Annotated in this window: 7 protein-coding genes; 3 read left to right on the top strand and 4 right to left on the bottom strand. The window is 56.4% G+C overall.

Going from position 1 to position 10,025, the window contains the following annotated elements; all coding sequences use genetic code 11:
• Positions 1–50: 50 nt before the first annotated feature.
• The 4 genes from ACO6BQ_RS10855 to ACO6BQ_RS10840 form a co-directional block, all read right to left on the bottom strand.
• Positions 51–4,376 (bottom strand): translocation/assembly module TamB domain-containing protein, encoded by a 4,326-nt coding sequence (locus ACO6BQ_RS10855; RefSeq protein ID WP_489120891.1) that lies wholly within the window; start codon positions 4,374–4,376, stop codon positions 51–53.
• A 9-nt stretch (positions 4,377–4,385) separates the two neighbouring features.
• Positions 4,386–5,921: a TolC family protein gene (locus tag ACO6BQ_RS10850; RefSeq protein ID WP_489120892.1), complete on the bottom strand. Its 1,536-nt coding sequence runs from the start codon at positions 5,919–5,921 to the stop codon at positions 4,386–4,388.
• Between the two features lie 181 nt (positions 5,922–6,102).
• On the bottom strand, positions 6,103–8,565 hold the full coding sequence (locus ACO6BQ_RS10845; protein WP_489120890.1) for a flagellar hook-basal body complex protein: 2,463 nt from the start codon (positions 8,563–8,565) through the stop codon (positions 6,103–6,105).
• A 23-nt stretch (positions 8,566–8,588) separates the two neighbouring features.
• Positions 8,589–8,963, bottom strand: a complete 375-nt coding sequence (locus ACO6BQ_RS10840) for a TIGR02530 family flagellar biosynthesis protein (protein WP_489120889.1) — start codon at positions 8,961–8,963, stop codon at positions 8,589–8,591.
• Between the two features lie 167 nt (positions 8,964–9,130).
• Between ACO6BQ_RS10840 and ACO6BQ_RS10835 the strand changes: the two genes are divergently transcribed.
• From ACO6BQ_RS10835 to ACO6BQ_RS10825, 3 genes are read left to right on the top strand one after another with little or no spacing between them, the layout of a single operon-like run.
• Positions 9,131–9,325 carry a ribbon-helix-helix protein, CopG family gene (locus ACO6BQ_RS10835; RefSeq protein ID WP_489120888.1) on the top strand — a complete coding sequence of 65 codons (195 nt, stop codon included), beginning with the start codon at positions 9,131–9,133 and terminating at the stop codon, positions 9,323–9,325.
• 55 nt (positions 9,326–9,380) lie between these two features.
• Positions 9,381–9,626: a type II toxin-antitoxin system HicA family toxin gene (locus tag ACO6BQ_RS10830; RefSeq protein WP_489120887.1), complete on the top strand. Its 246-nt coding sequence runs from the start codon at positions 9,381–9,383 to the stop codon at positions 9,624–9,626.
• A 1-nt stretch (position 9,627) separates the two neighbouring features.
• Complete coding sequence (locus ACO6BQ_RS10825; protein WP_489120886.1) at positions 9,628–10,008, top strand: type II toxin-antitoxin system HicB family antitoxin; 381 nt, start codon at positions 9,628–9,630, stop codon at positions 10,006–10,008.
• Positions 10,009–10,025: the final 17 nt, after the last annotated feature.

Here is a 10,025-nt window from a genome sequence, read left to right as displayed (position 1 = left end):
CGGACGAAAAAATCTACGCCAATCTGAGGGTCTATTTTATCAGCGATTCCCTAGAATCTGATTCGTGCTTCCACGCTAAAGCGCTGATCGGAGCCCTCGCGGTCATACGAGATGCCGAACTTGTCGCTAAAGTCGTACTGTATGCCGTAACGATGCTTATCCGATGCCGCACCAAGCCCCTGCACATACCGCACGAGCACGCGGTCACCAAGGTATTTGCCGATCTCGATGTTGTATTCATTCTCGTTCTTTCGCACCGCCTCATCGTCCTTCGTCTCGAAGAGTGCGCCGCTCCCGCTTGAGAGCCGCAGCACATCGAGATGCAGGAAGTCCTTGAGCGAACCCTCCACCTCCGAGAGAATGCTCATCTGAAGGCCGATCGAGAGCACATCCGCCGCTGTAATGTTTCCCTCGCCGCTCCGATAGGTACTGCGCAGCGTGAGCATGCGGATGATCTCCTCCTGCGACATCTCAGGATTCGACCACAGTCGAAATTCCATATGATCGAGCGGTCCGTGCGCCGAGAGGAACACGCGCGTATGCGTGAGACGCGCCTCGGCGGAAAAGGCGATCTCCGGCAGGAACGACTCCGCCTGATTGAACGTCGCCGTCCCCTCGCGGATCTTGAACACCGTGCGGAGATAGCTCACCGTGTCGCCGCGCCGCACGCCGATCATGCCCGTCGTGCGCGGGTGACGCGTCGTCCCGCCGAAATGCACATACCCCGACGGGTGAATATCGTAGAAACTCGGACTGAAGAAATGCACCTGCCGATTGACCCTTACGCCCACATCGAGAATGATGTGCGGCAGTTCGTCGCTGGTCTCCGGAATCGAAGGGATGGTGACAAGGGCGCGGTCGATATCGATCGTCCCCGCAAGCTTCGGCAGCTTCTCGCCCCAGTATTCACTCTCCGTCAGCTGCAGCGATCCGCTGATCGGCCCATCGAAGAACGATGTCTTGACCGCAAGATCATTCATGACAAAGGTAAAATCATATGCCGACGGGTCGATTCCGTTGAGCCCCATACGCCCGGTCAGCATATAGGTCCCCGCCCCCATACGCCCCGTGCACGAACGCACGACAACACTGTCACCGAGTGCGTCAATGCGGAGTTCCATATCGGTAAACGGATTCTCGAGCCACTTGATCTTCACCGCACCGCCTGTGACGCGCAGCGTTCCGTTGAGACGCGACTCCGCGAGCGTCCCGTGCAGCTTCAGACTGCCCTCTGTCCGTCCCAGTGCCCACTCCACATGCTCAGAGAACACAGGCAGAAGGGAAAGGTCGGCATTGTCGAGTGCGACCGTCAGATCGATCTCGTCGTAGGCAGTCACAAGCTCACTACGCTCTGCCGTGAGCGCACGCAGCGGGATAGACCCATGCGCGCTTGCTGTGTAGGCAATACCGTCGATGTACTTCGTCACCACAAGATTATTCAGATGAATGACGGCATGACGCAGCTGTGCCTCACCCGTCATCTCGTCGAACGATGCGCCGCGTGCGCCGCCGTTTTTCGCCGAAATCCTCAGATCCGCCTCCGGCTGCTGCGTGTGACCGCCGATATGCAGCGTCAGCGAGGTCGTCCCCGTCACCGCTTCCTCGATACCGCCAAAGCGCGTAAAGATCCCGAGCGCGATGTCCGTCGCCGCGACATCCACGTCGGCAGTTCCATCGAAATCCATCGTGCCGACGGCGGAGAACGAACCGTCCCCCTGCGTGCCCGTGAGCTTCCGAACCGTCAGCACGCGCTCCGCGAGCGCAACATCCATGGCGACATCACTGATGGGATAGGAAGCGAGCGTCCCCTCTGCAATCTCGCCCGTCAGGGAGATCGCGGGGTTGTCGGGCGTACCGCCAAGGCGCACCACACTCGTGATCTGCCCCGTGAGGCGATCCTCCTTCTGATTTGCGAGTGCGAGCAGTGCCTGCACATCCATCCGCTCAATATTCAGCTGTCCGCGCAGCGCGCGCGTCGCCGTATCGTAGTGGAGACGCGCCGTCACCGATCCGTCCTCCCCCTGACGAAAGCCCGTATCATCCAGCTCGATGATACCGTTCTCATAGTGGGCAAAGCTGTGAATCCCGCGCAGCTCCACACCATTCATCGTGATCGTATCCGCCTTCAGCTCCCCGCGGAAAATCGGACGGGAGATCGTCCCCCCGACCTTTCCGTTGAAGACACCATGCCCCGAAACCTCATACGGCAGCTTGTGCTCGAACCGCTTCATATCGAGGTCGCGCACCTCCGCATCAAAGTCGAGCAGCCCGAGCGTATTGATCGTACCGTTCAGAACCATGTCAACCATCGGTGAGTAGATGTGGAACACCTGCACACGGATGATGCCGTTATCGAGGAAGTAGTCGCCGTCCATACCTGAGAGAATCGCACCCGCATAGCTGCCGCGATAGAAGTGGACATAGCCCACCGCGTGCGGATTGTCAAGCGTCCCCGTAAACTTAATGATATTGTCGATGTTGCCGGTAATCGGCTGATCGGGTGCGACAAGTGCCGCCACATCCTCCATCCGCGCACCGATGGTATCAATCTGCAGATCAATGCGCCGCTCACCCGCGAATCCGATCGTGCCGTTCACGAGCCAGACCTCGCGCCCGCCGCGCTCCATTGAGAAGTCGTGGATGCCGATGCCGGAAAGCGACCCCTCCGCACGGAACAGCAGACTGTCAAACGGCTGGTAGAGGAGATCGCCGTTCGTTGCCGAGACCTGCATCTCCACATGAGGGTCGTGGATATCCCCGTGCACCACACCGCTGAAATCCGAAAGCCCCGAGAAGCTCAGGCGGTCGTCCAAACCGTTCAGCAGCGAGAGATCCGCATGGCTTCCGTAAAAGCGCAGGTCGAGTGCAGAGCCGCCCGTAATTTTCCCCTCGATACCGAGATCGGTATCGTTCGGGAGATGCAAACTGAGGAAGTCAATCGTCACATCCTTTCCGCGCACGATAAAGGACGCACTGGCATGCTCCACGGGAATATTTCGATAACTGCCGTCGGTAACCTCTGCGCTGCCATAGACCGTAGGCATATCCGTGCCATGCCCGTCGATCCCAAGATCGGCACGCAGCGCACCATCGATCTCCTCCGGCACGGAGGCAGAGAGCGCACGCAGCTGTGCAAAGCGTACACCGTCCGCCGTCAGATGTGCCGTATAGGAATGTGTGCGCGTATCGTAGATACCGCTGCCCGTAAGCGTGCCGCCGAACGCTGCAGCCGTCAGCCGTTCAACTGCGAGTACACCGTCCGCATAGGAGACATCTGCCGCTGCATTTTGGAACGTGACATCATTCACTGCTCCCGCCGCAGCCGTCAGACGACCCGCAGCCATCGGTGCGGCGAGCGTCCCCGTCACATGCACATCCGCCGTCACGCCGCCCGTATAGGCACTGTCCGCGAGCACACGATCCACTGCAAAATCTGCCGCCGTCACATGAAGATCCAGATACGGTGCGTCTGCATCCAGACGAATCGTCCCATCAACACGTGCCCGCTGTCCCTCTGCCTCCGCCGTCGCCGCAAGAAATACCTCCCGCTCATTGAAGCGGAATGCAGATGTTTGCAGATCCGTCTTCGTCCCGTAGATATCCGCCGTCCCGTGCACGCCGTCCACACGTCCGTCAAACGTCGTCACACCGTCGACGTGCCGCATCTCCATGTGCACACGATCCGCATGAAGCGTGTTCACGCGAATCTCCTCCGGCAGACTGCTCTCCGGCAGATATTTGAGCAGCGGCATCCCATCCGTATCCGAGGCACTCAGATCGAGTTCCTGCGTCCCACCGACATACACGCCGCGCACGCGCAGAGGAACGCCCGAAAGAGCCCCCGTGAGATCGTAGGACACATCGCTGCGGTCGATGTCCACCGTCCCCGTAATCGCACGCAGATCATACACATTGCCGTTGGTATCGACATTCGCCGTCGCATCCGAAAGGCGGATACGCCCCTCGAACGTACTTGGCTTGCCATCATCCGCACCAATATCGTCATAGTTCCACGAACCGTCCGCACGCCGCACGACATCCACATGCGCGCCCGTGAGCAGGATTTCGTCAATCGAAGTTTCCGGCGAGGAAAGCAGAGAAAACAGGCGAAGCGTCACCCGCGCCTCATCGGCGCGGAGCACAGCCTCCGCCTGCTTATCATAGATCACAACATCGTTTAGATTCAGTTCATGCAGAGAACGTATCTCCACCGCACCGATGTGCACAGCCGTCCCCAGCTTCTGCGCCATGAAACTCTCTGCCATCCGTCCCGCCTCAGCCATGAACGACTGGGCGCGTACGATATGGACAAGGACTGCCGCACAGATAAGGAGAACGGCAAGCGCCAGAGTCCCGAAACGCGCTTTCCGTCTCATAGAAACCTCTTATTTGTTCATCTTTTCCTCGTACACAGCATTCGCCGCCTGCACGCGCACCGCCGCAGCCATCGCGGCATCTGTCTGTGCACGTTCGGAGACAGGGCGCACCTCCGCCCCCTTCGGTGTCGCAAAGAGCGCGTCCTCATGCAGCTGTGCCGCAGCACGCGCAGCGGGCGCACGCTTGCCCTCCTCCTCTGCCGCACGATAGCGCACAGCATCGAGGTCGACAGGCACCCCCATCGCATTGTCAAGGCTCGCCTTGCTCGTATTGTAACGGTAGAGAGCCGTCGAGTAGTTCATGCGTGCGATCGTCAGATTATCCGATGCCCGCATGACCTCAAGATTCGTCCCCACACCTGCATTGTAGCGAACACGGGCGATGTTATAGTCCTCTTCCGCCTGTTTGACCGCCGTTTCCGTCGTCTTGATGTTCTGCTCTGCCGCCCGCAGATTCAGATATGCCGTATGCACATCGAGGCGGATCTGCTCATCCGTCGCCGCCAGAGCTTCCTCGGCTTTTCGGAGCGTCGCCTTTGCCGCGTCCACCTGTGCCGCCGTCACACCATTGTCAAAGATATTCCACGAGGCACTGATGCCCGCCGCCCACTGATTGCTGCTCGTATGATCGTCTTTGAACGGACGCTCGCCCGCAATCGAGCGCGTCGCCGCCGCATTCACCGTCGGTCGGTAGCCCGCCTTTGCCGTGCGCACGCCCTCCTCAGCCCGTCTCACGGCATAGACCGCCGCCGCGCCGTCCGCGCGATAGAGCAGCCCATAGTCCGTGCAGTCATCGAGTGAGATATCATAGCGCGTATAGCGCAGCTCATCATTGATTGTCAGCACTGTATTCGTCGGCACACCAATCGCATTGTTCAGCGTCGCCACAGCGACCTCATAGTTGTTTCGCGCCGTCGTCAGGTTCTGCTGCGCATTCGCCAGCTCCACCTCCGAGGCGAGTACATCCGCACGCGCCACCGTACCCACGCGGAACTGTGCATTCACATCCGCGAGATGCGTCTGCAGCGTCGCCACCGTATCCTCACGCACCTTCAGCAGATTCTGTGCCTGCAGGATATTGAAATAACTCATCGTCGCCGTCAGACGGATCGCCTGCTTTGTCTGCTCGAGCGCAAAGTCCGCTGCATTCAGCCCGTAACGCGCTTCCTTGCGCTGTGCAGAAAGCGCAGCATTATAGACAGGCATCGAGATCGTTCCCGTATTACCGAAGTTGTATTCGTACTTTATCCCCGTCATGCGTGCCTGTGCATACGCCTCACCGCCAATGCGATTCGCCGAGGTCTGCCACGTCAGCGTCGGTCCCATCGTACGATTCGCCTGCGAAAGAGATGCGTGCGCCGCATCCACATCCGTAAGTGCCTGCTTGATCGTGCGGTTATTCTCAAGCGCCATCTGCACCGAGCGCGTGAGATCGACCTGCATCGTCTCTGCCGATGCCGTTCCTGTAAAAATACCGACCGCCGCCGAAAGAGCAAGTGCCCGCAGCAATCGTTTGACAAAACGTCCCCTGTGTTTCAAATTTATTTCCTCCTCGTCCGTAACGGATGCACCCGAACGGCGGGCTACTCCGGAAAAGTCAACACAATACCCCCGTATTGACAGGTTCTCTCATTGTATCAGTTCTACCACGGTTTTTCAAATGAATTTATTGTTAGGTACATAAAAAGCCGCCGCCCAAGGTAGGCGACGGCTCCGAATGAAAAATTTATCGTTTCATATTGATGAGTGTTTCAAGCATTTCATCACCGACGGTGATTACCTTTGAGTTTGACTGAAAGCCGCGCTGTGTAATAATCATATCTGAGAACTGATCCGCTAGATCTACATTCGACATCTCAAGCGAACCGGGTGTTAGGGTGACTCCATGGTCGGTCGCCGTCTTGATGTTTGCAACGCCCGAGTTGTTCGACTCAGAGTAGAGACTCCCCCCCTGTTTGGTGAGGCCTGTCGCATTGTTAAACTGTGCTACCGCAACCTGCGCCTCAACTTGACGCACACCGTTCGTGTACGTCCCTGTAAGCGTCCCTGTGCTGTCGAACTCAACCTTCGAGAGCCTGCCCGCCGCGTGTCCGTCCGTACTGCCGACGATGGTGCTCGTGCCCGCATACTGCGTCACCGCCGTGAGGTTCAGCGTCACCTCCTGCGTGCCGAACGAACCATTCTTCAGTGTCATCTTGAACGTACCGCCGCCGTCCAACAACTCGCCCGAGGTCGAGAACCGCATCTTCACCGGCGTGAGCGTGATCGTCGTAGTCGAACCATCAGCTTCCTTGATGGTCGTCGTTGTGCCGTTGACATCCTTGCTGTCAAGACCGACCGTCCACTCGTTGCCGTCCGACGTCGTCGCGCCCGAGCCCGTCTTCGTCAGTGTATAGTAGAGGGGAATGGAGTGCTTGTTCCCGAGCGTATCATAAACCGACAGGAGTGTTGCCGTCGGCAGGCTGTGTCCGATGCGGTACGTTCCCGAGGTCACCGTCGTCACCGTACCGTCGGACATCGTAACGGTCATCGGGTTCGTCTTCGATGCTGTTCCCTCCTTCGCCGGCTCGATGGAATCCACCGTCACATTCTTCGTCGCAGCGACCTTCTTGATCTCCTTTTTCACATCGACAGCCTCGATTGTGTATAGCTTGTTCAGCTGTGTGATGGTCGTATCCACCCTCGTCCCTGAGGCATTCGTATAGCTGTATGCATCGCCCACGTTATAGGTCGCGCCGGTCGTCCCCTTATCCTCGTGAACCGTGCCGTCGGCAAGCGTTACACGCACGGGATTCGTTGATGTCGCTGTAGCAGAGCCTGTGATATTGGGGCCTTCGTAGCTATCCCCGATCTTGTATGTCCCAGATGTTAGATTCCCCTTCACTGTCGTTCCTGCGCCATCGCGTAGGGTCAGATCAACCGGTGCATTGGCCGTTGCCGTCACCGATTCACCTTCTTTGAGCGGAACCATCCCGTAGCCCTCGCCGGTGTCAACGGTACCTGCACCATCACCGATGCGCAGATTCGCTCCATCGCCTTCCTTCGAAACCACACTCATTTTATCAATCGTATAGGTGTGTTCATAACCGACGATCTTCGATGTGACGTGAGCCCCTGCGCCACCCGGATAGCTGTAGGAGTCCGTACCAACGTTATAGGTCTTGCCGGGAATACTAGATACGTCATGCACCGTACCGTCTGCAAGCTTCAGCTTGACCGTCTCACCGGCAACAGTCGTGATGGATCCCGCGTCTGCCGTCCGCGTCGCATTGCCGCCGATGGTGTAGGTTTTACCGTCATTGAACTCTGCACCAACGCCTGATGCCGAGTAGGCGCGCACAGTAGTATTGGCATTTGCCGTGGCAGACTGTCCCGCCATCGTATTGTCGAGATCATAGCCATAACGATAGTTCGTATCCTTCGTATTCGTATCAAACGTCCGCGTCGTACCGTCTGCAAACGTCACCGTTACGGGCGTTGTGTTCTTGTTCACCACCGCTGTATCCCCCGCCGTCGCAAGCGTGGTCTCGGTAGAGGAGTAGACCTCGCCAACCTTCCAGGGGGTTGTTGTAGGTACTTGAACCGTTGTACCATTCGACAGCGTCATCGTCTGCATGACACTGCCTCCCGAGAGCTTTGCAACTGTCTTCGTCGCAGCGTCAAGGTTGTTCGTATAGGTCGCATTCTGTGTGCGTTCAGCACCCATCTGCTTTCCCGCAGGAACATTGATATCACCCGCAGGACCCTTCGTATTCAGTACGCCTTTGTTTGCCATCCACCCCTGCACGCGGAGTCCCGATCCGGGCATGACATAGTTGCCCTCGGCATCGAACTCAAACGCGCCGCTGCGTGTATAGAAACGCTCATTGCCACGGTTGACGACGAATGTCCCGTTGCCCGTCATCGCAAGGTCGGTATTCTTGCCCGTCCCCTGCACAGAGGCATCGCCAAAAAGCAGATCCGTACTCGCAACACTCGTGCCAAGTCCGATCTGTTTTGGATTCGTACCGCCAATATTGTCGCCCGGCGCAGCCGCGCCCGACATGGTCTGCGAGATCATATCCGCAAAGGTGACGCGACTTGCCTTGAACCCCGTCGTATTGACGTTTGCGATGTTGTTTCCAATGACATCCATACGGGTATTATGGCTCTTAAGACCCGAAACCCCCGAAAACATGGAACGCATCATAATGAATCTCTCCCTTAAAAAATCTACAAAATTGCAGCGCTGTCGATATTGGTAAAAATATTTTCCTTTGCACTTGCCTCGTCAAGCGCGGTGATAACGGTGCGGTTCTTAACCGAGACGACCATCGCAAGACCTCGGCTCATATAGACGAGTGCGTCACGCACGCCCTTCTCTGCCATGCGGTCAACTGCTGCGTCGAGGCGCGTGATGTCATCTGCCGTGAGATGGACACCGCGCTGTTCGATGCGCGTTTTTGCGTGGGACGAAAATTTTGTGCGGCTGCCCGCCTCGTCGAGCAGCGTTTGGAAAACATTCGTGGGTAGAGACGTTCCCTGTCCCCTGCCGACGCGTGCGCTTCCCTGCTCGGCGCCCCCTTGTACAGCAGGTTGTATCTCCATGCTTTCACCTTTCACTTTTATAACATATTTTATAACATATTTTTACACACACTATATCGTATATTTTATGTTTCATCTTAAATGCGCCATGGACAGATTTTGCAGTGATATGTTCAACATATAATTTGTAGCACCTCATAGATAAACTAATGACGAGGTGATATATCATGAATGCAAAACTCATTATTACAAAAAGAAAACGCGGAGAGGACGGGCATAAAACCCTATCCATCCGCGTGCGGGAAGATATTATCCGTCGGCTCGATGCACTCGCCGATGAGACGGGACGCTCGCGCAACGAGCTCATCGGTCTGCTCCTCGACTTCGCCATCAACAATAGCGAGGTTGTCGCCGAAAAATAATTTTTTCTTGTGTTATGGTACTGAATGCAGTACTATTGAATAAGGAGGCGAGACGATGAGCAAGTGGCAAAAACTGCTTGAACGGATTCGCTGCAATCCGAAAACAGTTCGCTTTGATGAAGTAAAGAAGATTTTGGAAAGCATGGGCTATAAAGGAAAGAAATCAAAGAGTGGAACCAGTCATTGGACATTTCGCAAGAACGGCTGTATGCCGATCACAATCCCTGAGCGAAATCCATACGTAAAAGAAACTTATGTCAAGATCGTCATAAACATGCTTAATGGGGAAGATGGTGAATAATATGAAAAAAGACTTGGCGTACTACATGTCTCTGCCATACCAAGAGGTAATCGAAGCTGATCCGAACGGTGGCTTTGTTGGTCACATCACTGATCTGCCCGGCTGTATCACGCAAGCAGAAACAAGGCAGGAGCTGCTTGATATGTTAGCCGATGCGAAAGCTGCATGGCTGGAGGCAGCACTTGAGGAGCATATCACCATTCCCGAACCTGCACACAAGGAAGACTACAGCGGACGTTTTAATCTGCGGCTGCCGAAAAGTCTGCATAAGGAACTGGCAATGGCGGCAAAGGAGGAGGGTGTCAGTCTGAATCAACTTGCCGCAATCCTGATTGCCAAAGGGCTTAGGGAAGCACTGATAAATTCAGCCACGCCATCTTGACGCATCTTTTTTGCCCG

The organism is Centipeda sp. (in: firmicutes) (assembly GCF_057271695.1).
Note: the sequence above shows the minus strand (reverse complement) of the source record. Positions and strands in the feature narration are given on the sequence as shown.